At 72.7% G+C, this 24,307-nt stretch carries 20 protein-coding genes; 18 read left to right on the top strand and 2 right to left on the bottom strand.

All coding sequences use genetic code 11. The features are described 5' to 3' along the window. Positions 1-19 precede the first annotated feature (19 nt). The 13 genes from SCATT_RS05575 (at position 20) to SCATT_RS05515 (ending at position 14,250) form a co-directional block, all read left to right on the top strand. Positions 20-1,747 (top strand): UDP-N-acetylmuramoyl-L-alanyl-D-glutamate--2,6-diaminopimelate ligase, encoded by a 1,728-nt coding sequence (locus SCATT_RS05575; protein ID WP_041824454.1) that lies wholly within the window; start codon positions 20-22, stop codon positions 1,745-1,747. Further along, positions 1,744-3,168: a UDP-N-acetylmuramoyl-tripeptide--D-alanyl-D-alanine ligase gene (locus SCATT_RS05570; protein ID WP_014141963.1), complete on the top strand. Its 1,425-nt coding sequence runs from the start codon at positions 1,744-1,746 to the stop codon at positions 3,166-3,168. The genes SCATT_RS05575 and SCATT_RS05570 overlap by 4 nt, the downstream gene beginning before the upstream one ends. Further along, positions 3,168-4,232 (top strand): phospho-N-acetylmuramoyl-pentapeptide-transferase, encoded by a 1,065-nt coding sequence (gene mraY / locus SCATT_RS05565; RefSeq protein WP_014141962.1) that lies wholly within the window; start codon positions 3,168-3,170, stop codon positions 4,230-4,232. Before SCATT_RS05570 ends, mraY begins: the two co-directional genes overlap by 1 nt. Before the next feature lie 14 nt (positions 4,233-4,246). Next, on the top strand, positions 4,247-5,653 hold the full coding sequence (gene murD / locus SCATT_RS05560) for a UDP-N-acetylmuramoyl-L-alanine--D-glutamate ligase (RefSeq protein ID WP_173405680.1): 1,407 nt from the start codon (positions 4,247-4,249) through the stop codon (positions 5,651-5,653). A gap of 56 nt (positions 5,654-5,709) precedes the next feature. Then, the gene (ftsW, locus tag SCATT_RS05555) at positions 5,710-7,116 is read left to right on the top strand and encodes a putative lipid II flippase FtsW (protein ID WP_014141960.1); all 1,407 of its coding nucleotides are present in this window, start codon (positions 5,710-5,712) and stop codon (positions 7,114-7,116) included. A gap of 6 nt (positions 7,117-7,122) precedes the next feature. Next, positions 7,123-8,217 carry an undecaprenyldiphospho-muramoylpentapeptide beta-N-acetylglucosaminyltransferase gene (murG, locus tag SCATT_RS05550; protein WP_014141959.1) on the top strand — a complete coding sequence of 365 codons (1,095 nt, stop codon included), beginning with the start codon at positions 7,123-7,125 and terminating at the stop codon, positions 8,215-8,217. 28 nt (positions 8,218-8,245) lie between these two features. Beyond that, positions 8,246-9,067, top strand: a complete 822-nt coding sequence (locus SCATT_RS05545; protein ID WP_014141958.1) for a cell division protein FtsQ/DivIB — start codon at positions 8,246-8,248, stop codon at positions 9,065-9,067. Between the two features lie 274 nt (positions 9,068-9,341). Then, on the top strand, positions 9,342-10,565 hold the full coding sequence (gene ftsZ, locus SCATT_RS05540; protein ID WP_014141957.1) for a cell division protein FtsZ: 1,224 nt from the start codon (positions 9,342-9,344) through the stop codon (positions 10,563-10,565). 10 nt (positions 10,566-10,575) lie between these two features. Next, positions 10,576-11,337 carry a peptidoglycan editing factor PgeF gene (pgeF, locus tag SCATT_RS05535; RefSeq protein ID WP_014627546.1) on the top strand — a complete coding sequence of 254 codons (762 nt, stop codon included), beginning with the start codon at positions 10,576-10,578 and terminating at the stop codon, positions 11,335-11,337. Next, the gene (locus SCATT_RS05530) at positions 11,334-12,053 is read left to right on the top strand and encodes a YggS family pyridoxal phosphate-dependent enzyme (protein ID WP_014627545.1); all 720 of its coding nucleotides are present in this window, start codon (positions 11,334-11,336) and stop codon (positions 12,051-12,053) included. The genes pgeF and SCATT_RS05530 overlap by 4 nt, the downstream gene beginning before the upstream one ends. Positions 12,054-12,177: 124 nt before the next feature. Continuing rightward, entirely contained in the window at positions 12,178-12,738 is a 561-nt protein-coding gene (locus tag SCATT_RS05525) for a cell division protein SepF (RefSeq protein ID WP_014141954.1), read from the top strand. Between the two features lie 62 nt (positions 12,739-12,800). Beyond that, the gene (locus SCATT_RS05520; protein ID WP_014141953.1) at positions 12,801-13,085 is read left to right on the top strand and encodes a YggT family protein; all 285 of its coding nucleotides are present in this window, start codon (positions 12,801-12,803) and stop codon (positions 13,083-13,085) included. A 46-nt stretch (positions 13,086-13,131) separates the two neighbouring features. Next, the gene (locus SCATT_RS05515; protein WP_014141952.1) at positions 13,132-14,250 is read left to right on the top strand and encodes a DivIVA domain-containing protein; all 1,119 of its coding nucleotides are present in this window, start codon (positions 13,132-13,134) and stop codon (positions 14,248-14,250) included. 179 nt (positions 14,251-14,429) lie between these two features. Here the strand turns inward: SCATT_RS05515 and ileS are convergent, their stop codons facing one another. After that, positions 14,430-17,558, bottom strand: a complete 3,129-nt coding sequence (gene ileS, locus SCATT_RS05510; protein ID WP_014141951.1) for an isoleucine--tRNA ligase — start codon at positions 17,556-17,558, stop codon at positions 14,430-14,432. A gap of 568 nt (positions 17,559-18,126) precedes the next feature. On the opposite strand from ileS, the gene SCATT_RS05505 reads away from it, so the two are divergent. From SCATT_RS05505 to SCATT_RS05490, 4 genes are all read left to right on the top strand, one after another. Further along, positions 18,127-19,008, top strand: a complete 882-nt coding sequence (locus SCATT_RS05505; protein ID WP_014141949.1) for a TraR/DksA family transcriptional regulator — start codon at positions 18,127-18,129, stop codon at positions 19,006-19,008. Between the two features lie 82 nt (positions 19,009-19,090). Next, complete coding sequence (gene lspA / locus SCATT_RS05500; RefSeq protein ID WP_014141948.1) at positions 19,091-19,720, top strand: signal peptidase II; 630 nt, start codon at positions 19,091-19,093, stop codon at positions 19,718-19,720. 56 nt (positions 19,721-19,776) lie between these two features. Next, the gene (locus SCATT_RS05495) at positions 19,777-20,718 is read left to right on the top strand and encodes an RluA family pseudouridine synthase (RefSeq protein ID WP_014141947.1); all 942 of its coding nucleotides are present in this window, start codon (positions 19,777-19,779) and stop codon (positions 20,716-20,718) included. Positions 20,719-20,870: 152 nt separating this feature from the next. After that, positions 20,871-22,454, top strand: coding sequence for a Na+/H+ antiporter (locus SCATT_RS05490; protein WP_014141946.1), 1,584 nt, complete (start codon positions 20,871-20,873; stop codon positions 22,452-22,454). A 4-nt stretch (positions 22,455-22,458) separates the two neighbouring features. On the opposite strand, the gene SCATT_RS05485 is transcribed toward SCATT_RS05490, so the two are convergent. Next, a complete protein-coding gene (locus SCATT_RS05485; RefSeq protein ID WP_014141945.1) occupies positions 22,459-23,574 on the bottom strand; it encodes a mechanosensitive ion channel family protein in 1,116 nt (371 codons plus the stop codon). Positions 23,575-23,708: 134 nt separating this feature from the next. Here SCATT_RS05485 and SCATT_RS05480 point away from each other — a divergent pair, with 134 nt between their 5' ends. Next, on the top strand, positions 23,709-24,287 hold the full coding sequence (locus SCATT_RS05480) for a dienelactone hydrolase family protein (RefSeq protein WP_014141944.1): 579 nt from the start codon (positions 23,709-23,711) through the stop codon (positions 24,285-24,287). Positions 24,288-24,307: the final 20 nt, after the last annotated feature.

Here is a 24,307-nt window from a genome sequence, read left to right as displayed (position 1 = left end):
CAGCGATAGCGACACCTCCGTGACAACGATCACAAAACCATCCCGGGACGGAACCGGAGCACACGCCCCGGCCCCGGCCCCTTTTCGCTCCCACCCCCGCACGCCGGGTAACCTCACCGCCGTGCCACATGCTGATCAGTCCACCACCCTGCACCGCGGGGGTACCCCCAACGCGCACGACGGCCCGGGCAAGCAGCCGGGCCCTCCGCGCCCGTCCCAGGTCCGCCCCAAGCCGCTCGCGGAACTGGCCGGGCAGCTCGGCACCGCGGCGCCGGCCGGGGACGCCCTCGTCACCGGCATCACCCACGACTCGCGGGCGGTGCGCCCCGGTGACATCTACGCGGCCCTGCCCGGCGCCCGGTTCCACGGCGCCGACTTCACCGCGCAGGCCGCCGAACGCGGGGCCGTCGCCGTACTGACCGACCCCGCGGGGCGCGACCGCGCGGCGGCCACCGGGCTGCCGGTGCTCACCGTCGCCGATCCGCGCGCCCGGATGGGGGCGCTCGCCGCCGCCGTCTACGACGAGCCCGGCCGCGACCTGCTCCAGATCGGCATCACCGGCACCTCCGGCAAGACCACCACCGCCTACCTGGTGGAAGGCGGGCTGCGCGCGGTCCACGGCGACGACACCGGGCTGATCGGCACCGTCGAGTCGCGGATCGGCACCGAACGGCTCAAGAGCGAACGCACCACGCCCGAGGCCACCGACCTCCAGGCGCTCTTCGCCGCCATGCGCGAGCGCGGGGTGCGGGCGGTGGCCATGGAGGTCTCCAGCCACGCCCTGGTGCTCGGCCGGGTCGACGGCGCCGTCTTCGACGTGGCCGTCTTCACCAACCTCAGCCCGGAGCACATGGAGTTCCACTCCGGCATGGAGGACTACTTCCAGGCCAAGGCGCAGTTGTTCACCCCGGCGCGCAGCCGCCGCGGCGTGGTCAACCACGACGACGAGTACGGCCGCCGGCTGCTCGCCGAGGCCACCGTGCCGCTGGTGAGCTTCTCCGCCGAGGGCCACCCGGACGCCGACTGGCGGGCCGAGGAGGTGGTGGTGGGCACCGAGGGCAGCACCTTCACCGCCGTCGGCCCCGGGGGCGAGCGGATCCGCGCCGCCGCGCCGCTGCCCGGCCCGTTCAACGTCGCCAACGCGCTGGCCGCCCTGGTCGCCCTGGTCACCGCCGGGATCGACGCGCGGACCGCCGCCGACGGCATCGCCGCGGTGACCGGCGTCCCCGGCCGCCTCGAACGGGTCGACGCCGGACAGCCGTTCCTGGCCGTGGTGGACTACGCGCACAAGACCGACGCCGTCGAATCGGTGCTGCGCGCGCTGCGCAAGGTCACCGAGGGCCGCGTCCACATCGTGCTCGGCTGCGGCGGCGACCGCGACCAGCACAAGCGCGGACCGATGGGCGCCGCCTGCGCCCGGCTCGCGGACACCGCCGTACTCACCTCGGACAACCCCCGTTCCGAGGACCCGCTGGCGATCCTGGCCGCCATGCTCGCCGGTGCCGCCGAGGTACCGGCCCATGAACGCGGCCATGTCACCGTGGAGCCCGACCGGGCCACCGCGATCGCCACCGCCGTGGCCCGCGCCGAGCCGGGCGACACCGTGCTCGTCGCGGGCAAGGGCCATGAGCAGGGCCAGGACATCGCCGGAGTGGTACGCCCCTTCGACGACCGGGAGGTGCTGCGCGAGGCGATCGAGCACGCCTCGCGTCGGCAGCCGCAGCCAAAGGACCAGGACCAGCAGTGATCGCACTCACCCTCGCCGAGGTCGCGCAGGCGGTCGGCGGGAGCATGCACGACATACCCGACCCCCAGGCGCCGGTCGGCGGACCCGTGGTGATCGACTCCCGCGAGGTACGCCCCGGCGGCCTGTTCGCCGCCTTCCGCGGAGAGCGCGTGGACGGCCACGACTACGCGGCGCAGGCCGTCGCGGACGGCGCCGTGGCCGTACTCGCCACGCGCCCGCTCGGCGTCCCCGCGATCGTGGTGGACGACGTGCAGCGGGCGCTGGGCGCGCTCGCCCGGACCGTCATCGCACGGCTGGGCACCACCGTGGTGGCGCTCACCGGATCCTCCGGCAAGACCAGCACCAAGGACCTGATCGCCCAGGTGCTCCAGCGGCTGGCCCCCACCGTGTGGACCCCCGGCTCGCTCAACAACGAGATCGGGCTGCCGCTGACCGCGCTGCGCGCCGACGACGGCACCCGCCACCTGGTGCTGGAGATGGGCGCCCGGGGCATCGGGCACATCCGCTACCTGACCGAACTGACCCCGCCGCGGATCGGCGTGGTGCTCAACGTGGGCTCCGCGCACCTCGGCGAGTTCGGCGGCCGGGAGCAGATCGCCCAGGCCAAGGGCGAGTTGGTGGAGGCGCTGCCGGCCGGGGCGGACGGCGGGGTGGCGGTGCTCAACGCCGACGACCCGCTGGTGCGCGCCATGGCCGCGCGGACCACGGCCCGGGTGGTGCTCTTCGGCGAGTCCGAGGAGGCCGAGGTGCGGGCCGAGGACGTCCGGCTGGACGACGGCGGACGCCCGGTCTTCACCCTGCGCACACCCTCCGGGTGCGCCCCGGTGACCTTGCGGCTGTACGGTGAGCACCACGTGTCGAACGCGCTCGCCGCGGCAGCCGTCGCCCGTGAACTCGGCATGCCCACGCCACAGATCGCCTCCGCGCTCTCCGAGGCCGGCACGCTCTCGCGCTGGCGGATGGAGGTCGTCGAGCGCCCGGACGGTGTGACGGTCGTCAACGACGCCTACAACGCGAACCCCGAGTCCATGCGGGCCGCGCTCCGCGCGCTCGCCGCCATGGGCGACGCCGCCCGGGCACGCGGGGGGCGCACCTGGGCGGTGCTCGGCGAGATGGCCGAACTCGGCGACGATTCGCTCGCCGAGCACGACGCCGTCGGGCGGCTGGCCGTCCGGCTCAACGTCAGCAAGCTCGTGGCCGTCGGCGGCGAACCGGCCGCCTGGCTGGACATGGGCGCCAAGAACGAGGGTTCGTGGGGTGAGGAGTCGGTGCACGTGTCCGACGCGGAGACGGCGATCGACCTGTTGCGCAGCCAACTGCGCCCGGGGGACGTCGTGCTGGTGAAGGCTTCGAGGGCGATGGGCCTGGAGCGGGTGGCGCAGGCGCTGCTGGACGGTGCCGGGGCGGAGGGCACCCGGTGATGAAGCAGATCCTCATCTCCGGCGTCCTGGCGCTCTTCCTCTCGCTGATCGGCACCCCGCTGCTGATCAAGCTGCTGGCCAGCAAGGGGTACGGGCAGTTCATCCGGGACGACGGCCCCAAGGCGCACGCCAGCAAACGCGGCACCCCGACCATGGGCGGCATCGCCTTCATCCTGGCCACCCTGGTCGCCTACGCGCTGACCAAGGTGATCGTCTCCGAGCGGCCCACCATGTCCGGGCTGCTGGTGCTCTTCCTCTTCGCCGGCCTCGGCCTGGTCGGCTTCCTGGACGACTACATCAAGATCGTCAAGCAGCGCAGCCTGGGCCTGCGGGCCAAGGCGAAGATGGCCGGCCAGTTCATCGTCGGCATCGCCTTCGCCATCCTCTCGCTCAACTTCGCCGACGCCCGCGGGGTCACGCCCGCCTCCACCCGGCTCTCCTTCACCCAGGACTTCGGCTGGTCCATCGGCCCGGTGATCTTCGTGGTCTGGGCGCTCTTCATGATCCTGGCCATGTCCAACGGCGTGAACCTCACCGACGGCCTGGACGGCCTGGCCACCGGCGCCTCGGTGATGGTCTTCGCCGCCTACACCGTCATCGGCGTCTGGCAGTACGGCCAGTCCTGCGCCAACCCGCTCACCGCCGGCGCCGGCTGCTACGAGGTACGCGACCCGCTGGACCTGGCGGTGGTGGCCGCCGCGCTGATGGGCGCCTGCTTCGGCTTCCTGTGGTGGAACACCTCGCCGGCCAAGATCTTCATGGGCGACACCGGTTCGCTGGCGCTCGGCGGCGCCCTGGCCGGTCTGGCGATCTGCTCGCGCACCGAGCTGCTGCTGGCCATCCTCGGCGGCCTGTTCGTGCTCATCACCCTCTCCGTGGTGATCCAGGTCGGCTCCTTCCGGCTCACCGGACGACGGGTCTTCCGGATGGCGCCACTCCAGCACCACTTCGAGCTCAAGGGGTGGAGCGAGGTCCTGGTGGTGGTCCGGTTCTGGATCATCCAGGGCATGTGCATGGCGGTGGGCCTCGGCCTGTTCTACGCCGGATTCGTGGCCTCCAGGTGAGTGACGTGACCGACATGGAGTTCAAGGGCGCCCACGTCACCGTCGCCGGCCTCGGGGTCAGCGGCATCGCCGCCGCCCGGGCCCTGACCGGACTGGGCGCCCGGGTCACCGTGGTCGACGGCGGCGACGGCGAACGGCAGCGCGCCACCGCGGCGGAGCTGACCGCCGAGGGGATCGGCGTCCGCCTCGGCGACGGCGCCACGCTGCCCGAGCACACCGGCCTGGTGGTCACCTCGCCCGGCTGGAAGCCCACCGGCCCCCTGTTCGCCGCCGCCGAAGCGGCCGGCGTACCGGTCTGGGGCGACGTGGAACTGGCCTGGCGGCTGCGGGCACCGGGGGCCGCCGACTGGCTCGCGGTCACCGGCACCAACGGCAAGACCACCACCGTCCGGATGCTCGCCGCCATCCTCCGGGCGGCCGGGCTGCGGACGGCCGCCGTCGGCAACATCGGCACCCCGATCCTCGACGTGGTCCGCTCCGCCGAGCCCCACGACGTGCTCGCCGTCGAACTCTCCAGCTACCAGCTGCACTGGGCGCCCTCGGTACGCGCCCACTCCGCCGCCGTCCTCAACCTCGCCCCCGACCACCTCGACTGGCACGGCTCCATGGCCGCCTACGCCGCCGACAAGGGCCGCATCTACGAGGGCAACCGGATCGCCTGCGTCTACAACGCCGACGACCCCGCCACCGAGGCCCTGGTGCGCGAGGCCGACGTCGAGGAGGGGTGCCGCGCCATCGGCTTCACCCTCGGCGCCCCGGGCCCCTCGCAGTTCGGCGTGGTCGACGGCATCCTGCTCGACCGCGCGTTCTGCCCCGACCGGCACCGCAACGCCCAGGAGCTGGCCGAGGTCTCCGACCTGGCCGCGCCGGCCCCGCACAACATCGCCAACGCGCTGGCCGCCGCCGCCCTCGCCCGGGCCTACGGCGTCCAGCCCGCCGCCGTCCGCGACGGCCTGCGCGCCTTCCGCCCCGAGGCCCACCGCATCACGCACGTGGCCACCGTGGACGGCGTGGCCTACGTGGACGACTCCAAGGCCACCAACACCCACGCCGCGGCAGCCTCGTTGGCCGCCTACGACCACGTGGTGTGGATCGCCGGCGGGCTGGCCAAGGGCGCCACCTTCGACGAGCTGGTGGCCGGCGCGGCCGGCCGGCTGCGCGGCGTGGTGCTGCTCGGCGCCGACCGCGCGCTGATCGCCCAAGCGCTGGCGCGACACGCCCCCGAGGTCCCGGTGACCGACCTGGAACGGACCGACACTGGGGCGATGGCCGAGGCGGTCGACGCCGCGCGGCGCCTCGCCCGGCCGGGCGACACCGTCCTGCTGGCCCCCGCCTGCGCCTCGATGGACATGTTCACCGACTACGGCAAGCGCGGCGACGCCTTCGCCGAGGCCGTACAGGGCCTGACCGACCACCACTAGCCGGGCGTCCGCGCGTCGCCGGTCAACCGGCGGGACGTACGAGGAAAGGGACGCGCATGACGGACGGAGGTCCTGGCGCCCGCAACGGAACACGCCGCCCGGGGCCGGGGGCCGCCCGGGCGCTGCCGCCCCGGCGCGTCCCGCCCCGGGCCGGCGCCGCCGTACCCGGCCCGGGGCGCGCGCCGAGCGGTGCCGCCGCCCGCGGCCGGCTCGCCCCGCGCGGCCCGCTGGCGCTCCTGGAACGGGCCCGGCGCACCTGGGACCGCCCGCTGACCGCCTACTACGTCATCGTCGGCGCCGCCTTGCTCATCATCGTGCTGGGGCTGGTGATGGTCTTCTCGGCCTCCCAGATCAAGGCGTTGCAGCGCGGCCTGCCGTCCACGTACTTCTTCCGCAAGCAGCTGCTGGCCGCCGCGATCGGCGCGGTGCTGGCGGTGGTGGCGGCCCGGCTGCCGGTCAAGGGCCACCGGGCGCTGGCCTATCCGCTGCTGGCCGGCTCGGTCTTCCTGATGGCGCTGATCCAGGTGCCGGGGATCGGGATGTCGGTCAACGGCAACCGCAACTGGCTGGCGCTCGGCGGCCCGTTCCAGATGCAGCCCAGCGAGTTCGGCAAGCTGGCGCTGGTGCTGTGGGGCGCCGACCTGCTCGCCCGCAAGCACGACAAGCGTCTGCTCAACCAGTGGAAGCACCTGCTGGTGCCGCTGGTGCCGGTGGTCTTCCTGATCCTCGGGCTGATCCTGATCGGCGGCGACATGGGCACCGCGATCGTGCTCACCGCGATGCTCTTCGGGCTGCTGTGGCTGGCCGGCGCCCCGACCCGGCTCTTCGCCGGGGTGCTGTCGGTCGCCGGAATCCTGGCGCTCGTCCTGATCAAGACCAGTGCGCACCGGATGTCCCGGTTCGCCTGCCTCGGTGCCACCGATCCCGGTCCGGCCGACCAGTGCTGGCAAGCCGTTCACGGAATCTACGCACTCGCCTCCGGCGGATGGTTCGGTTCCGGACTCGGCGCCAGTGTGGAAAAATGGGGCCAACTCCCCGAGCCGCACACCGACTTCATCTTCGCCGTCACCGGGGAGGAACTGGGGCTGGCGGGGACGCTGTCGGTACTGGGTCTCTTCGCGGCTCTAGGCTATGCGGGTATCCGCGTGGCCGGACGCACGGAGGATCCCTTCGTCAGGTTCGCCGCGGGAAGCGTGACCACCTGGATCATGGCGCAAGCCGTGGTCAACATCGGGTCGGTGCTCGGCCTGCTGCCGATCGCCGGAGTTCCGCTCCCGCTGTTCTCCTACGGGGGTTCGGCCCTGCTGCCGACCATGTTCGCCGTCGGGCTGCTGGTCTCCTTCGCCAGGAGCGAGCCCGCGGCGCGGGCGGCACTGGCCGCGCGGGGACACGGTTTTCCGACTGGGGTAATCACACGGAGCATGAGACGGCTCGCCAGGCGACGACCGTCCAGGAAGCGGTGAATTTCGGTGCATGTCGTTCTCGCCGGCGGAGGGACCGCCGGCCACATCGAGCCCGCGCTCGCGCTCGCGGACGCCCTGCGCAGGCAGGACCCGACCGTGGGTATCACGGCGCTCGGTACGGAGCGTGGCCTGGAGACCAGGCTGGTGCCGGAACGCGGCTACGAACTGGCGCTCATCCCGGCGGTACCGCTGCCACGGCGCCCCACCCCGGAGCTGATCACCGTGCCCGGCCGGCTGCGCGGCACCATCAAGGCCGCCGAGCAGGTGCTGGAACGCACCAAGGCCGACTGCGTGGTGGGCTTCGGCGGTTACGTGGCCCTCCCCGGCTACCTGGCCGCCAAGCGCCTCGGGGTGCCCATCGTGGTGCACGAGGCCAACGCCCGCCCCGGCCTGGCCAACAAGATCGGCTCGCGGTACGCCAAGGTGGTCGCGGTCTCCACGCCCGACAGCAAGCTGCGTGACGCCCGTTACATCGGCATCCCGCTGCGCCGGGCCATCGCCACCCTGGACCGGGCCGCCGTCCGTCCGCAGGCCCGCGCCGCCTTCGGGCTCGACCCCAACCTGCCCACCCTGCTGGTCTCCGGCGGCTCCCAGGGCGCCCGGCGGCTCAACGAGACCGTCCAGGCGGTGGCGCCGCGCCTCCAGCAGTCCGGTGTCCAGATCCTGCACGCCGTCGGCCCCAAGAACGAGCTGCCGACCCCCAACAACATGCCCGGCATGCCGCCCTACGTCCCGGTGCCCTACCTGGACCGGATGGACCTGGCCTACGCCGCCGCCGACATGATGCTGTGCCGGGCCGGCGCGATGACGGTGGCCGAGCTCTCCGCGGTCGGCCTGCCCGCCGCCTACGTCCCGCTGCCCATCGGCAACGGCGAACAGCGGCTCAACGCCCAGCCGGTGGTCAAGGCCGGCGGCGGCCTGCTGGTGGACGACGCCGAGCTGACCCCGGAGTGGGTGCTGGGCAACGTGCTGCCGGTGCTGACCGATCCGCACCGGCTGTACGAGATGTCCCGGTCCGCCGCCGAGTTCGGCCGCCGGGACGCCGACGACCTGCTCGTCGGCATGGTGCACGAGGCCGTCGCGGCCGGCCGGGCAGGATAGGGCCGCGAACGGACGGAAGGGTGGAGGCGTGGCCGGACCGATGACGACCCGGCGGGCGGAGCGGGAGACCGCCGGTCCGCCCCGCCCCACCCCGCCCGCCGCCCGGCGCCCGCGGCTCTCCCGGCGCGGCCTGCTCCTGCTGCTGGTCGCGGTGGCCGTGGTGGTCGCCGGCTGCCTGGCGGTGCTGTACCTCTCGCCCTGGCTGCGGGTGCGTCAGGTGCGGGTCACCGGGGTGCGCGCGCTCGGCGCCGGTCAGGTGCGGGCGGCGGCGGCCGTGCCCGAGGGCACCGCGCTGGCCTCGGTGGACACCGACGCGGTGGCCGGACGCGTCCGTTCCGGGCTGCCCGGGGTGGCCGCGGTGGAGGTGGTCCGTTCCTGGCCGCACACCCTGACGCTCAATGTGACCGAGCGAACTCCGGCAGCCGTTCTGGAAAAGGACGGAAAATATGTGGAACTGGACGCCGATGGTGTCCGTTTTGCCACGGAGTCGACCGCTCCTTCCGGTGTTCCCCGGGTGGAATTGGCGACCGGTTCCGGAACGCGCGACGGATCGGCCGGCCGGGACGCTTCGTCCAGTAATGGCTATTTCGGCCCGGATCGTCTTCTGCGGGCCGCGGTACAGGTCGCCACGGATCTCCCCGCGCCGGTGCGCAAGCGGACCCGCGTCATCCAGGTGCGTTCCTTCGACGCCGTCTCGCTGCAACTCGACGGCGGGCGCACGGTGGTGTGGGGGAGCGCGGAGCGCGGGGCGCAGAAGTCGGTGGCGCTGCGCGCGCTGCTGAAGGCGGCCGGGGGCGCGCGCCACTTCGACGTGAGTGTCCCCAGCGCCCCCGCCGCATCGGGAAGTTGACGTCGCGCTTTCCGTGGTGACCCTGGTTCGCCCGCGTCAGGCGTGATCACATAGGGTCAAAAGAAAAGCGGTAGGTTCGGCGTGTTCGTTGAACGGGAACCGCTTGTCGACTTACTGTCCTGTCCAGGGCAGGCACAAGGCACAGACATACTGGTAACCCTAAACCTCAGGTTTAGGGTTCGGGTCGGGCGTCCGGACCGTCCCATCGGCATCCGCCGGTGCTCCGCGGCTTCGCGGGACACCGGCACGTAAATCGAGGCGAGAGGCCTTCGACGTGGCAGCACCGCAGAACTACCTCGCAGTCATCAAGGTCGTCGGCATCGGCGGCGGTGGCGTCAACGCCATCAACCGGATGATCGAGGTCGGTCTCAAGGGCGTCGAGTTCATCGCGATCAACACCGATGCGCAGGCCCTGCTGATGAGCGACGCCGACGTCAAGCTCGACGTCGGCCGCGAGCTCACCCGCGGCCTCGGCGCCGGCGCCAACCCGGACGTGGGCCGCAAGGCCGCCGAGGACCACCGCGAGGAGATCGAGGAGGTCCTCAAGGGGGCCGACATGGTCTTCGTCACCGCGGGCGAGGGCGGCGGCACCGGCACCGGCGGCGCCCCGGTGGTCGCCAACATCGCCCGTTCACTGGGCGCCTTGACGATCGGCGTGGTCACCCGCCCCTTCACCTTCGAGGGCCGCCGCCGGGCCAACCAGGCCGAGGACGGCATCGCCGCGCTCCGCGACGAGGTGGACACCCTCATCGTCATCCCCAACGACCGGCTGCTGTCCATCTCCGACCGCCAGGTCAGCGTGCTCGACGCGTTCAAGTCCGCGGACCAGGTGCTGCTCTCCGGTGTCCAGGGCATCACCGACCTGATCACCACCCCGGGCCTGATCAACCTCGACTTCGCCGACGTCAAGTCCGTGATGTCGGAGGCGGGTTCGGCGCTGATGGGCATCGGCTCGGCGCGCGGCGACGACCGCGCGGTGGCCGCGGCCGAGATGGCGATCTCCTCGCCGCTGCTGGAGGCGTCCATCGACGGCGCCCGTGGTGTGCTCCTCTCCATCTCCGGCGGCTCCGACCTCGGCCTGTTCGAGATCAACGAGTCGGCGCAGCTGGTCAGCGAGGCGGCGCACCCGGAGGCCAACATCATCTTCGGCGCGGTCATCGACGACGCCCTCGGCGACGAGGTGCGGGTCACCGTGATCGCCGCCGGGTTCGACGGCGGCCAGCCGCCCACCAAGAACCGCGAGAAGGTGCTCGGCGGTTACGGCCGCGAGGACGGCGGCGGTCAGTCCCGCCCCGGCGGCCAGTCCGCCGAGCCGTCCACCCGCCCGGCCTTCGGCGGCCTCGGCTCGGTCGCCCCGCAGCGCGACGAGGAGCCCGACCCGGCCCCGGTCGTCGAGGCCCCGCTGCCCCCCGTCACCCCGCCCCCGGCCCCCCCGGCCCCCCGCTACCACCAGGACAGCCAGGCCGAGGAACTGGACGTCCCGGACTTCCTGAAGTGATCATTCGCAGGTGATAAGCGAGCGTTACGAAGTGAGCGGCGCCCACTTCGCCTTCACCGACAGGTGGGGCGGGGTGAGCGCCGCTCCGTACGAGGAGCTCAACCTCGGCGGCGCGGTCGGCGACGACCCGGCCGCGGTCCGCGCCAACCGGGCCGCGGCGGCGGGCGCGCTGGGGCTCGACCCCGGCCGCGTGGTGTGGATGAACCAGGTGCACGGCAACGACGTCGCCCACGTCACCGCCCCCTGGGGGGACGACCCGGTGCCCGCGGTGGACGCGATCGTCACCGACCGGCCCGGGCTGGCGCTCGCGGTGCTCACCGCCGACTGCGTCCCGGTGCTCCTCGCCGACCCGGTGGCCGGGGTGGTGGCCGCCGCGCACGCCGGCCGTCCCGGGCTGGTGGCCGGGGTGGTCCCGGCGGCCGTCGAGGCGATGACCGCGCTCGGCGCCCGCCCGGAGCGGATCACCGCCCACACCGGGCCCGCGGTCTGCGGCCGGTGCTACGAGGTGCCCGAGGCGATGCGCGCCGACGTCGCCGCGGTGGCACCGCGGGCGTGGGCGACCACCTTGTGGGGGACACCGGCGGTGGACGTGGCCGCCGGAGTGCGGGCCCAACTCGTCGGCGCGGGGGTGACGAAGGGTGAGAAATCCCATATCTGCACCCGTGAATCACCGGACCACTTCTCGTACCGGCGGGAGAGGACCACCGGCCGGCTCGCCGGGTACGTATGGATCGGCAGTGACGGCACGTGCGGGAAAGACGGCAGCAAGTGACGGACAGAAAGTCGCAACTCGCCAGGAATCTGGCCGGTGTCGAGGAGCGGATCGCCGCCGCGTGCCGGGCCGCGGGCCGGCCGCGCGAGGAGGTGACCCTCATCGTGGTCACCAAGACCTACCCGGCCTCGGATGTGAGGTTTCTCGCGGAACTCGGCGTCCGTGAGGTCGCGGAGAACCGCGATCAGGAAGCGGCCCCGAAAGCGGCGGAATGCGCCGATCTCGGACTCACTTGGCACTTCGTCGGACAATTGCAGACCAACAAGGCGCGCTCCGTGGTCCGTTACGCGGACGCCGTGCACTCGGTCGACCGGCTCCGGCTGGTCTCCGCGCTCTCCTCGGCGGCGGTGCGCGCCGAGCGGACGACGGGGTGCCTGGTGCAGGTGGCGCTCGACGCGCCGACCGGCTCGCTCGGCAGCCGCGGCGGCCTCGCCCCGCAGGACGTCCCGGCCGTCGCCGACGCGATCGCCGCAGCTCAAGGGCTGCGCCTCGATGGGGTGATGACGGTCGCGCCGCTTGCCGGGGAGTACGCCTCGCAGCCGCGAAGAGCATTCGAGCGGCTGATGGAAATCGCATCTGCCCTGCGCGCGAGCCATCCTGCTGCAAACATGGTCTCCGCAGGGATGAGTTCGGACCTCGAGGAGGCCATCGCCGCCGGTGCGACACATGTGCGCGTGGGTACGGCGGTACTCGGAGTCCGTCCTGGGCTCCGGTAACGTCACCAGCAAGTCGGACCACAGCAGAAAATATGGTCATGCTCCGTCAGGTTCGGAGCTGACCGAAGTGGATCCCCTCACCTGATGACGGTGCCGATCCACCACAGAGCGGAGGACGCAGAGCATGGCCGGCGCGATGCGCAAGATGGCGGTCTACCTCGGCCTCGTGGAGGACGATGGGTACGACGGCCCGGGGTTCGACCCCGACGACGAGTTCGAACCCGAGCCGGAGCCCGACCGCGCCCGGCGTCAGCACCAGCCCCCGCAGGACGAACCGGCCCGCGTCACCCACGCGCCGGCCCCCCGGGAGCCGCGGATCGCACCCGTGGCATCCATCACACCCGAACGCCGCACTCTGGAGAAGAACGCACCGGTGATCATGCCCAAGGTCGTGTCGGAGCGGGAGCCCTACCGGATCACGACGCTCCACCCTCGCACGTACAACGAAGCCCGTACGATCGGGGAACACTTCCGGGAGAGCACCCCGGTGATCATGAATTTGACCGAGATGGACGACACGGACGCCAAGCGCCTCGTCGACTTCGCCGCGGGTCTCGTCTTCGGGCTGCACGGCAGCATCGAGCGGGTGACGCAGAAGGTGTTCCTGCTGTCTCCTGCTAACGTCGATGTAACGGCGGAGGACAAGGCCCGGATCGCCGAGGGCGGGTTCTTCAACCAGAGCTGACATACGCAGGCACGTGGAACCGGACCGCAGAGCCGGTGGAGAGCAGGGGAGAGGGAAGCGCGATGGATGTCGCAAAGCAGGTCATCCACATCGCGTTGATGTGCTTCCTGATCGTGCTGATCTTCCGGCTGGTGATGGAGTACGTCTTCCAGTTCGCCCGATCGTGGCGTCCGGGGAAGGCGATGGTGGTGATACTCGAAGCCACCTACACTGTCACCGATCCGCCACTCAAGCTTCTGCGGCGGCTGATCCCGCCGCTGCGTCTCGGGGGCGTGGCGCTCGACCTGTCCTTCTTCGTACTGATGATCATCGTCTACATCCTGATCTCCGTCGTGGCCAGGCTGTGAACGATACGGTCTTGCCAATTGCCGACGATCACGTTGAGGTGAAGAGATGCCGCTGACCCCCGAGGACGTTCGTAACAAGCAGTTCACGACCGTCCGCCTCCGAGAGGGCTATGACGAGGATGAGGTCGACGCCTTCCTCGACGAGGTCGAAGCCGAGCTGACCCGGCTGCTGCGCGAGAACGAGGACCTGCGGGCCAAGCTGGCCGCGGCCACCCGTGCCGCCGCGCAGAACCAGCAGCAGCAGATGCGCAAGCCGGAGCAGCAGGACAGGCAGGGCTCCCCCGTGCCCGCCGCCATATCCGGACCGCAGCCGGTGCCGCCCGGCCAGCAGCACCAGCAGCAGATGGGGCCGCCCCAGCTTCCGGGCGCCCCGCAGCTGCCGGCCGGTCCCAGCGGGCAGCACGGCCCGCAGGGTCCCATGGGCCCCGGCCCGATGGGACAAGGTCCGATGGGCCCGGGTGGCCCCATGGGACAGGGGCACCCGATGCAGCAGGGCGGCCACCCGATGCAGCAGCAGGGCGGACCCGGTGGCGACAGCGCCGCCCGCGTCCTGTCGCTGGCCCAGCAGACCGCCGACCAGGCGATCGCGGAGGCCCGTTCCGAGGCCAACAAGATCGTCGGCGAGGCGCGCAGCCGCGCCGAGGGCCTGGAGCGGGACGCCCGCGCCAAGGCCGACGCGCTGGAGCGGGACGCGCAGGAGAAGCACCGCGTGGCCATGGGCTCCCTGGAGTCCGCCCGCGCCACCCTCGAACGCAAGGTCGAGGACCTGCGGGGCTTCGAACGTGAATACCGCACCCGGCTCAAGTCCTACCTGGAGAGCCAGCTGCGTCAGCTGGAGAACCAGGCGGACGACTCGCTCGCCCCGCCGCGCACACCGGCGACCGCTTCCCTGCCGTCCTCGTCCTCCATGGGCGGCTCGATGGGCAGCGGCATGGCGGCGGCCGGTGCCTCCTCGATGGGCCACACCGGCGGCGGCAACCAGTCGTACGGCGGCCAGCAGATGGGCGGCCACACCGGCGGCGGCAACCAGACCTACGGCGGTCAGCAGCAGATGTCGCCGGCGATGACGCAGCCGATGGCACCGGTGCGCCCGCAGGGTCCGCAGCCGTTGCAGCAGGCGCCGACGCCGATGCGCGGTTTCCTGATCGACGAGGACGACAACTGATCGCCGACTGATCGGTTTCGGTCGCGCGGCGGTCGCCGAGTGACATAGGGCCGGGGCCCCTGGGGTTGATCCCCTGGGGCCCCGGCCCTTTTGCGTGTACGGCTCCGGCCTGGTGACCGCAGCGCGCCGACGCCGGCCGGACCGTCCCACGGCCCGGCCGGCGGCGCCGGCGGATCAGCTCACCGCCTGCGCAGCCGGAAGGTGAGGCCGAGCGCCTCGTCACGGAACGGGGCGCCGAAGGTGTCGTCGCCCTCGCCGGCGGCGAAGTCGGTGGCCAGCACCTCCTCGGCGACGAGCGGGGCGTGCTCGGCCAGGGCCGCCGCCAGCTCCTCGTCACCGGTCTGCCAGCGCAGCGCGATCCGGTCGGCGACGTCCAGGCCGCTGTTCTTGCGGGCCTCCTGCACCAGCCGGATCACGTCCCGGGCCAGACCGGCGCGGCGCAGCTGAGGGGTGACGTGCAGGTCGAGCGCCACGGTGGCACCGGAGTCGGAGGCCACCGACCAGCCCTCGCGGGGCGTCTCGGTGATGACGACCTCGTCGGGGGAGAGGGCGACGGTCTCGCCGTCCACCACCACCGAGGCGGTGCCCTCCCGCAGCGCGAGGGAGAGGGCGGCGGCGTCGGCGTCCGCGATGGCCTTGGCGACCGCCGGGGTGCCCTTGCCGAACCGCTTGCCCAGCGCCCGGAAGTTGGCCTTGGCCGTGGTCTCCACCAGCGAGCCGCCGACCTCGGCCAGCGAGGCGAGCGCGGCCACGTTGAGCTCCTCGGCGATCTGCGCCCGCAGGTCCTCCTCCAGCGACTCGAACCCGGCCGCCGCCACCAGCGCGCGGGACAGCGGCTGACGGGTCTTGACGCCGGACTCGGCACGGGTGGCCCGGCCCAGCTCCACCAGTCGCCGCACCAGCCGCATCCGCTGCGACAGCCCGGCGTCGATCAGCGCCTCGTCGGCCACCGGCCAGGAGGACAGGTGCACCGACTCCGGGGCCCGCGGGGTGGTCGGCACCACCAGGTCCTGCCAGACCCGCTCGGTGATGAACGGCACCAGCGGCGCCATCAGCCGGGTCACCGTCTCCAGCACCTCGTGCAGGGTGCGCAGCGCCGCCGCGTCGCCCTGCCAGAACCGGCGGCGCGACCGGCGCACGTACCAGTTGGACAGGTCGTCCACGAAGGCCGACAGCAGCTTGCCGGCGCGCTGGGTGTCGAACGCCTCCAGCGCCTCGGTGACCTCGCGCACCAGGGTGTTGGCCTCACCCAGCAGCCAGCGGTCGAGCAGCGGACGGTCCGCCGGGGCCGGGTCGGCATCCCCCGGGGCCCACCCGCAGGTGCGGGCGTACAGCGCCTGGAAGGCCACCGTGTTCCAGTACGTCAGCAGGGTCTTGCGGACGACCTCCTGGATGGTGCCGTGGCCCACGCGCCGGGCGGCCCAGGGCGAGCCGCCGGCGGCCATGAACCAGCGCACCGCGTCGGCGCCGTGCTGGTCCATCAGCGGGATCGGCTCCAGGATGTTCCCCAGGTGCTTGGACATCTTGCGGCCGTCCTCGGCGAGGATGTGGCCGAGGCAGACCACGTTCTCGTACGCGGAGCGGTCGAAGACCAGGGTGCCGACGGCCATCAGGGTGTAGAACCAGCCGCGGGTCTGGTCGATCGCCTCGGAGATGAACTGGGCGGGGTAGGTCGCCTCGAACAGCTCCTTGTTGCGGTACGGGTATCCCCACTGCGCGAACGGCATCGAGCCCGAGTCGTACCAGGCGTCGATCACCTCGGGCACCCGGTGCGCCTCGCCCGGGCACTGCGGGCAGGTGAAGGTGACCTCGTCGATGTAGGGGCGGTGCGGGTCGAGCCCGGACAGGTCGCGGCCGGCCAGCTCGGACAGCTCGGCGCGGGAGCCGACGCAGGTCAGGTGGCCTTCCGCACAGCGCCAGATGGGCAGCGGGGTACCCCAGTAGCGGTTGCGGGACAGGGCCCAGTCGATGTTGTTGTCCAGCCAGTCGCCGAAGCGGCCGTGCTTGACGGACTCGGGGTACCAGTTGGTGCGCTCGTTCTCCCGCAGCAGGGCGTCCTTGACCGCGGTGGTGCGGATGTACCAGGACGGCTGGGCGTAGTACAGCAGCGCGGTGTGGCAGCGCCAGCAGTGCGGGTAGCTGTGCTCGTAGGGCACGTGGCGGAAGAGCAGGCCGCGCGCGTCGAGGTCGGCCACCAGGGCCTCGTCGGCCTTCTTGAAGAACTGGCCGCCGACCAGGCCGAGCCCCTCCTCGAAGGTGCCGTCCGGGCGGACCGGGTTGACCACCGGCAGGCCGTAGGCGCGGCAGGTCTTCAGGTCGTCCTCACCGAAGGCGGGCGCCTGGTGGACCAGACCGGTGCCGTCCTCGGTGGTGACGTACTCGGCGTTGACCACGTAGTGGGCGTCGTCCAGCTCGACCAGGGTGAACGGGCGCCGGTAGGTCCAGCGCTCCATCTCGCGGCCGGCGAAGCTGCGGCCGGTGGCCGACCACCCCTCGCCCAGCGCCTTGGCCAGCAGCGGCTCGGCCACCACCAGGCGTTCGTTGCCGTCGGTGGCCTCCACGTAGGTCACCTCGGGGTGGGCGGCCACCGCGGTGTTGGACACCAGCGTCCACGGGGTGGTCGTCCACACCAGCAGCGCGGCCTCGCCGGCCAGCGGGCCGGAGGTGAGCGGGAAGCGCACGAAGACCGACGGGTCGACCACGGTCTCGTAGCCCTGCGCCAGCTCGTGGTCGGAGAGCCCGGTGCCGCACCGCGGACACCAGGGGGCGACCCGGTGGTCCTGGACCAGCAGCCCCTTGTCGAAGATCTGCTTGAGCGACCACCACACGGACTCCACGTACTCGGGGTCCATGGTGCGGTAGGCGTCGTCCAGGTCGACCCAGTAGCCCATGCGCCGGGTCAGCTCGGCGAAGGCGTCGGTGTGCCGGGTGACCGACTCCCGGCACTTGGCGTTGAACTCGGCGATGCCGTACCGCTCGATGTCCTGCTTGCCGGAGAAGCCCAGCTCCTTCTCGACCGCCAGCTCCACCGGGAGCCCGTGGCAGTCCCACCCGGCCTTGCGGGTCACGTGGTGGCCCTGCATGGTCTTGAAGCGCGGGAAGACGTCCTTGAAGACCCGGGCCTCGATGTGGTGGGCGCCCGGCATGCCGTTGGCCGTCGGCGGGCCCTCGTAGAACCCCCACTCCGGGCGCCCCGCGCTCTGTTCGAGCGAGCGGGCGAAGACCTTGTTCTCCTGCCAGAACGCGAGCACCTCGTGCTCCAGCGCTGGCAGGTCGACCTGGGCGGGCACCTGGCGGTACTGGCTCATCCAACATCCTCCGGCGGGAACGTCGCACGTCTACCGTCGGAGGGACGAGAAACGCCGCCGCTGCGGCCTTCCCGCGGTACCACCCTCCTTGGCCGGGGAACGGGGGCTCCCTCGGCCCACTCATTGAGCCGCGACGACGGTTCTACTCGCCCGGCACGCCACGCTCCGGGTTTTCCTCCGCCGGCTCCGGGGTGATCTTCGCGCCGCGCACACCCCCGGGCTCGCACCGTCCCCGGGTCGCTGATGGCTGCGTACGGCGTTACTCGTCCCCATCCACGCCTTTCGCTGCGCCCCAGTGTACGGCGCGGCCGGGTGGGCTTCCTCCGGATGACCGACGGTGACCCCGGGTGACCCGAATGGGCAGAGGCTGCCTGCCATATGCCTCGCTTCTCGGGGCGTACCGGATTATGCGCCCGCGAGCTGGGCACAACGTGTGCAGACCATGGGGTGCGGCGGCGCCCGCCGGACGGTTGGGCGGCGGCGTGCCCCGTTGCCGCGGGTCTCATGTCGATTTATCGTTCCGGCACCATTCGCTAGCAAGATCACCAATTGTTAAGGGGCCGCGCTCATGGTGGTGAAGAAGCCCGCCGCGGAATCCGCCCGGCGTACCCCGGAGCACGCCCCGGCACCGGCGGCGAAGAAAGCCCCCGCCCGCCGGACCGGCGCCGAGAAGACGTCCAGGAGCCCGCTCCCGGCCGTCCCCGCCGAGGCCGGCGAGGAGCACACTGGCAGCACCGCCACGACCGGGCCGGCCCGGCGGACCGGCCCCCGGCGGCGCAGCGACCCGGCCACCGCGCCGCACCCGGCCGGCGGAACGGGGACCGCCGCCCGGCTCGCGGCCGGCGCGGCACACGGCGGGGTGGCCCCGGCCGGCGACGACGAGGCGGCCACCAGCACCACCACACACCAGGCGACGGCCGCGGCGAACGACGCGACCGCTGAGCAGACGGAGGCCAAGACGGTGGTTGCGAAGAAGACAGTGGCCGACGCGGCCGGATCCGACACGTCCGCGTTCCCCGCGGCCCGCGCCGCGGCCGAAGGCGCCCCCGCCGAACCCGGCACCCTCGCGGTACGCCCCGGTGAGGAGCCGTGGACGCCCGACGAGGTCGCCGAGGCCCGGACCGAACTGGACTCCGAGGCCCGCCGGCTGCGCGGCGAGATCAAGGCGGCCGAGGAGGCCATCTCCGGCCTGATGCGCGACTCCGGCGACGGAGCCGGCGACGACCAGGCCGACGTGGGCACCAAGAACATCTCCCGCGAGCACGAGATGGCCCTCGCCGACAACGCCCGCGAGATGCTCCGGCAGACCGAGCACGCCATGGAACGCCTGCACAACGGCACCTACGGGCTCTGCGAGTCCTGCGGCAAGCCGATCGGCAAGGCCCGTATGCAGGCGTTCCCCCGGGCCACCCTCTGCGTCGAGTGCAAGCAGCGGACCGAACGCCGCTGACCGCGGCCGGACGCGTGCCGTACGCTCGATCCCGTCAGTACGCCCGGCGGGCTGCCCCGGGACCGAAGGCTGAGGGACTCACGTGACGAAGGCGGAGCGGACCATCGGTACGCCAGGTTTCGACCAGGAACAGGAGCCGGAGCGGGCCACGGCACGCGCGGCGGAGGAACCGGCGGAGGCGTCCACCGGCCCGGCACCGGCCGACGACGCCCCGCCGGCCCCCCGGGGCAGCCGGCGCCTGCTGGTGCTCTTCGGGGTGGCCGCGTTCGCCTACGCGCTCGACCTGATCTCCAAGACGCTGGTGGTCCAGTACCTGGAGAACCAGCCGCCGGTCCCGCTGCTCGGCCGCTACCTCCAGCTGTGGGCCATCCGCAACTCGGGGGCCGCCTTCGGCATCGGCGAGGGCATGACCGTGGTCTTCACGGTGATCGCGCTGGTGGTGATCGGCGTGATCGCCCGTCTGTCCCGCAAGCTCTACAGCGTGCCGTGGGCGATCGCGCTCGGGCTGCTGCTCGGCGGGGCGCTCGGCAACCTCACCGACCGGATCTTCCGGGCCCCCGGCGTCTTCCAGGGCGGCGTCGTCGACTTCATCGCCCCGGCCCACTTCGCCGTCTTCAACCTGGCCGACTCCGCCATCGTCTGCGGCGGCGTGCTGATCGTCTGGCTCTCCTTCCGCGGCCTGGACCCGGACGGCACCGTCCACCGCAACTGACCCCCCGGCCGACCGCGCGGGACGAGGGGGTCCGCGGTTCCGGCATACTCGATCGGGTGAGCACGCTTCCCGAGACCCGTACCCTGCCCGTCCCCGAAGGCCTGGAGGGCGAGCGCGTCGACGCCGCGCTCGCCCGGATGTTCGGCTTCTCCCGTACCAAGGCGGCCGAGCTGGCCGCCGACGGCAAGGTGCGGGTGGACGGCGCCGCGGCCGGGAAGTCCGACCGGGTGCGCGGCGGAGCCTGGCTGGAGGTCGAGATGCCGGCCCCGGCGGCCCCGGTCCGGGTGGTCGCCGAACCCGTCGAGGGCATGGAGATCGTCCACGACGACGACGACGTGGTGGTGATCGTCAAGCCGGTCGGCGTCGCCGCCCACCCCAGCCCCGGCTGGACCGGCCCCACCGTGATCGGCGGGCTGGCCGCGGCCGGCTACCGGATCTCCACCTCCGGCGCCGCCGAGCGCCAGGGCATCGTCCACCGGCTGGACGTGGGCACCTCCGGGCTGATGGTGGTCGCCAAGTCGGAGCTGGCCTACAGCGTGCTCAAGCAGCAGTTCCGCGAGCGCACCGTCGACAAGCGCTACCACGCGCTGGTCCAGGGCCACCCCGACCCGCTCAGCGGCACCATCGACGCCCCCATCGGCCGCCACCCCACCCACGACTACAAGTGGGCCGTCACCGCCGACGGCAAGCCCAGCGTCACCCACTACGACCTGGTGGAGGCGTTCCGCGCGGCGAGCCTGCTCGACATCAAGCTGGAGACCGGCCGCACCCACCAGATCCGGGTGCACATGGCCGCCCACCGCCACCCGTGCGTCGGCGACCTCACCTACGGCGCCGACCCCACGCTGGCCAAGCGGCTGCGGCTGACCCGGCAGTGGCTGCACGCCGTCCGGCTCGGCTTCGAACACCCCGCGGACGGCCGCTGGGTGGAGCTCACCAGCCGCTACCCGGACGACCTCCAGCACGCGCTGGACGCGGTGCGCGCCGAGAGCGCCTGACGCCTCCGCCGGACCACGGGCGCACCGCGGTCCGGCTCGGTCGGTGACACCACCGGCCGCTCCGCGAGGCGCACCTCACGTTTGCGCCGCACCCGCCGTGGCAGGCTGTCAAGCGCCGCTGCAAGATCCCGACCCTGGGAGCGTGTGCGCCCGTGGACCAGCTCGCCCTGCTCTTCATCGTGCTGCTCGGGGTCGTGGTGCTGGTGCCCGTGGGCGACCGGCTCAACCTGCCGGCACCGGTGCTGATGACGCTCTTCGGCGCGGCGCTGGCGCTGCTGCCGTTCGTGCCCAACGTCGCCATCAACCCCGAGCTGATCCTGCCGCTGGTGCTGCCGCCGCTGCTGTACGCCTCCGTGCAGCGCACCTCCTGGCGGCAGTTCGCGGCCAACCGGCGGCCGATCTTCCTGCTGGCGGTGGCGCTGGTCTTCGTCACCATGCTGGTGGTGGCCGCGGTCGCCCACGCCACGGTGCCGGGGCTGCCGCCGGCCGCGGCGTTCGCGCTGGGCGCGCTGGTGGCGCCGCCCGACCCGGTGGCGGCCACCGCGGTCGCCGGCCGGCTGGGGCTGCCCCGGCGCATGGTGTCGATCCTGGAGGGCGAGGGGCTCTTCAACGACGTCACCGCGATCGTGCTCTACCACGTGGCCATCGCGGCGGCGGTCACCGGCTCGTTCTCCTGGCCCCCGGCCGTCGGCGAACTGGTGCTCTCCGCCGTGGTCGCGATCGTCGTCGGCCTGGTGCTCGGCTGGATCGCCCACAAGATGATGGGCGTCCTCGGCGACGTCAACCTCCAGATCGGGCTCTCCCTGCTGGTGCCGTTCGCCAGCTACGCCATCGCCGAGGAACTGCGCGGCTCCGGGGTGCTGGCGGTGCTCACCACCGCGCTCTTCCTCTCCGAGCACATGAGCGACGCCGACGATGTCACCGGGCGGCTGGCCGGCGACACCTTCTGGAGCATCGTCGACACCATGGTCACCGGCGCCGCCTTCGGGCTGATCGGCCTGGAGCTGCACAACGTCTTCGGCACCGCCGCCCACGCCGACCGGCTGCTGACCGGCGCCGCGCTGGTGGTCGCCGCCGTCGTCGGGGTCCGGCTGGCCTGGCTGCTGCCGGCCGCCTGGCTCGCCCAACGGCTGCACCGCAAACGCGACGTGGCCGAGGAGATCCCGGCCACCTGGCGGGAGACGGTGGTGATGTGGTGGTCCGGGATGCGCGGGGTGGCCTCGGTGGCGCTGGCGCTCGCGGTGCCGCTGAAGACCGCCGGCGGTGCCGCGTTCCCGGGCCGGGACGCCATCTTGTTCATCGCCTTCGCCGTGGTGCTGGTCAGCCTGGTCCTCCAGGGGCTCACCCTGCCGTGGCTGGTGCGCCGGCTCGGGGTGGGCAAGGACGACGCGGCGGAGCGGGAGTTCGAGCGCAAGCTCGCGGTCCGCGCGGCCAAGGCGGCCCGCCGCCGGCTCAAGGAGATCGAGGAGGTCGAGGAGCTCCCCGAGGAGATGCGCGAGACGCTCTCCCGCCGCGCCTACGACATCGGCGCCCGGATCAGCCCCGACGTGGTCGAGGCGGAGAAGCGGGACGCGGTACGCCGCCGGCACAAGCGGCTGCGCAAGATCCAGCGGATCCAGGGCGAACTGCTCTCCGCCGCCCGCCACGAGGTCCTCGCCGCCCGCAGCGAACCCGGCGCCGACCCCGAGGTCGTCGACCGGGTCCTGCACGACCTGGACGTGCGCAGCCTGCACTGAACGCTCAGCGCCGCACCGGACTGCCCGGCCCCGGCCCCACGTCGTCCGGGTGCGGACCGGGGGAGGGGACGCGGGCCGGGGCGGCCGAAAGCCCCGGCGCCGGCGCGGTGTTGACCCGCGGCAGCGCGTACGGGTGCTCCCGGCGCAGCCAGTCCAGCAGCGTCTCGCGGATCGTGCAGCGCAGCGTCCACACGTCGTCGGAGTCCTTGGCGGTGGCCAGCGCCCGTACCTGGATCGTGGTGGGCGTGGTGTCGGTGACCACCAGGGACCAGGCGCGGCCGTCCCACGCGTCGCACTCCTTGAGCAACAGCCCGAGCCGGTCGCGCAGTTCGGCCACCGGGGTGGCGTGGTCGAGGTGGAAGAAGACGGTGCCGGTCAGCTGCGAGCCGCCGCGCGACCAGTTCTGGAACGGTCGGCTGGTGAAGTAGGAGACCGGCATGGTGATCCGCCGCTCGTCCCAGGTGGAGACCACCAGATACGTCAGGGTGATCTCCTCCACGGTGCCCCACTCGCCCTCGACCACCACGGTGTCGCCGATCCGCACCATGTCCCCGAAGGCGATCTGCAGCCCGGCGAAGAGGTTGCCCAGCGTGGACTGCGCGGCGATCCCGGCCACCGCCGCGATCACCCCGGCCGAGGCCAGCACCGAGGTGCCCACCCCCTTCATCGCCGGGAACTGCATCAGCATCAGCGCCACCGCGACCACCCCGACCGCGGCCGACACCACCCGCTGGATCAGCGTCACCTGGGTACGCACCCGGCGCACCCGGGCCGCGTCGTGCGACGAGGAGGCGTACCGGGCGTAGCTCGTCTCCACCACCGCCGCCGCCACCCGCACCAGCAGCCAGGCCAGCGCGGCGATCAGCACCAGCGACAGCGTCCGCCCGATGCCCGTCTCGTGGCCGTGGCCCACCTCGGCCGCGCCGTACGAGGCCAGCAGCAGCCCGGTGCACAGCGCCACCTGCAACGGCAGTCGGCAGCGGCGCAGCAGCGACCACAACGGGGTCTCCGGGTCGCGCGCGTCGATCCGGCGCAGCACCCGGTCCGTCACCCAGCCCACCGCGATGGTGATGAGCAGGGCGCTTCCCGTCACGATCAGCGGACGCAACACGGTCGGCATGCGATGGTCCCAACGTCGGCGGCGATGTCCGTTCCCCGGGTGGTTCCTGGCACGATGGTTCGTATAACCGCGCTCGCCGCGCGTACGCGACCCTGCGTCCGTTCACCCCCCGACCCGTTAGGAAGCTCACAACGGTGGCCGCCGCTCACACGATCCTGCTCCTCCACTCCATGTACGGGCTGCGGCCCGCCGTGCACGCCGCCGCCGACCGGCTGCGCGCCGCGGGCCACGAGGTGCACGTGCCCGACCTCTACGACGGGCGCACCGCCGACGACCCGGTCGAGGGGATGGCGATCAAGGACGAGATCGGGCGGGACGAACTGCTGCGCCGGGCGGTGGCCGCCGCGGCGCCGTACTCCGAGCGCGGACTGGTCTACGCCGGCTTCTCCCTCGGCGGTTCCGTCGCGCAGAACCTCGCCCTCGGCGACGAGCGCGCCCGCGGGCTGCTGCTGCTCCACGGCACCTCGGACATCGCCGACGACGCCGCCACCTCGATCCCGGTGCAACTGCACGTGGCCGAGCCGGACCCGTTCGAGCCGGACGACTGGCTGAACGCCTGGTACCTGCGGATGCGGCGGGCCGGGGCCGACGTCGAGGTCCACCGCTACCGGGGCGCCGGCCACCTGTACACCGACCCCGGCCTGCCCGACTGGGACGAGCGGGCCGCCGAGGCCACCTGGGCCACCGCGCTCGCCTTCCTCACGGAGATCTGAGCGACCCGCGACGGACGCGG

The sequence above is a fragment of the Streptantibioticus cattleyicolor NRRL 8057 = DSM 46488 genome, from assembly GCF_000240165.1.
GTDB classification, from domain to species: domain Bacteria; phylum Actinomycetota; class Actinomycetes; order Streptomycetales; family Streptomycetaceae; genus Streptantibioticus; species Streptantibioticus cattleyicolor.
The sequence above is the reverse complement of the archived record's forward strand: the minus strand, read 5'-3'. Positions and strand labels throughout refer to the sequence as shown.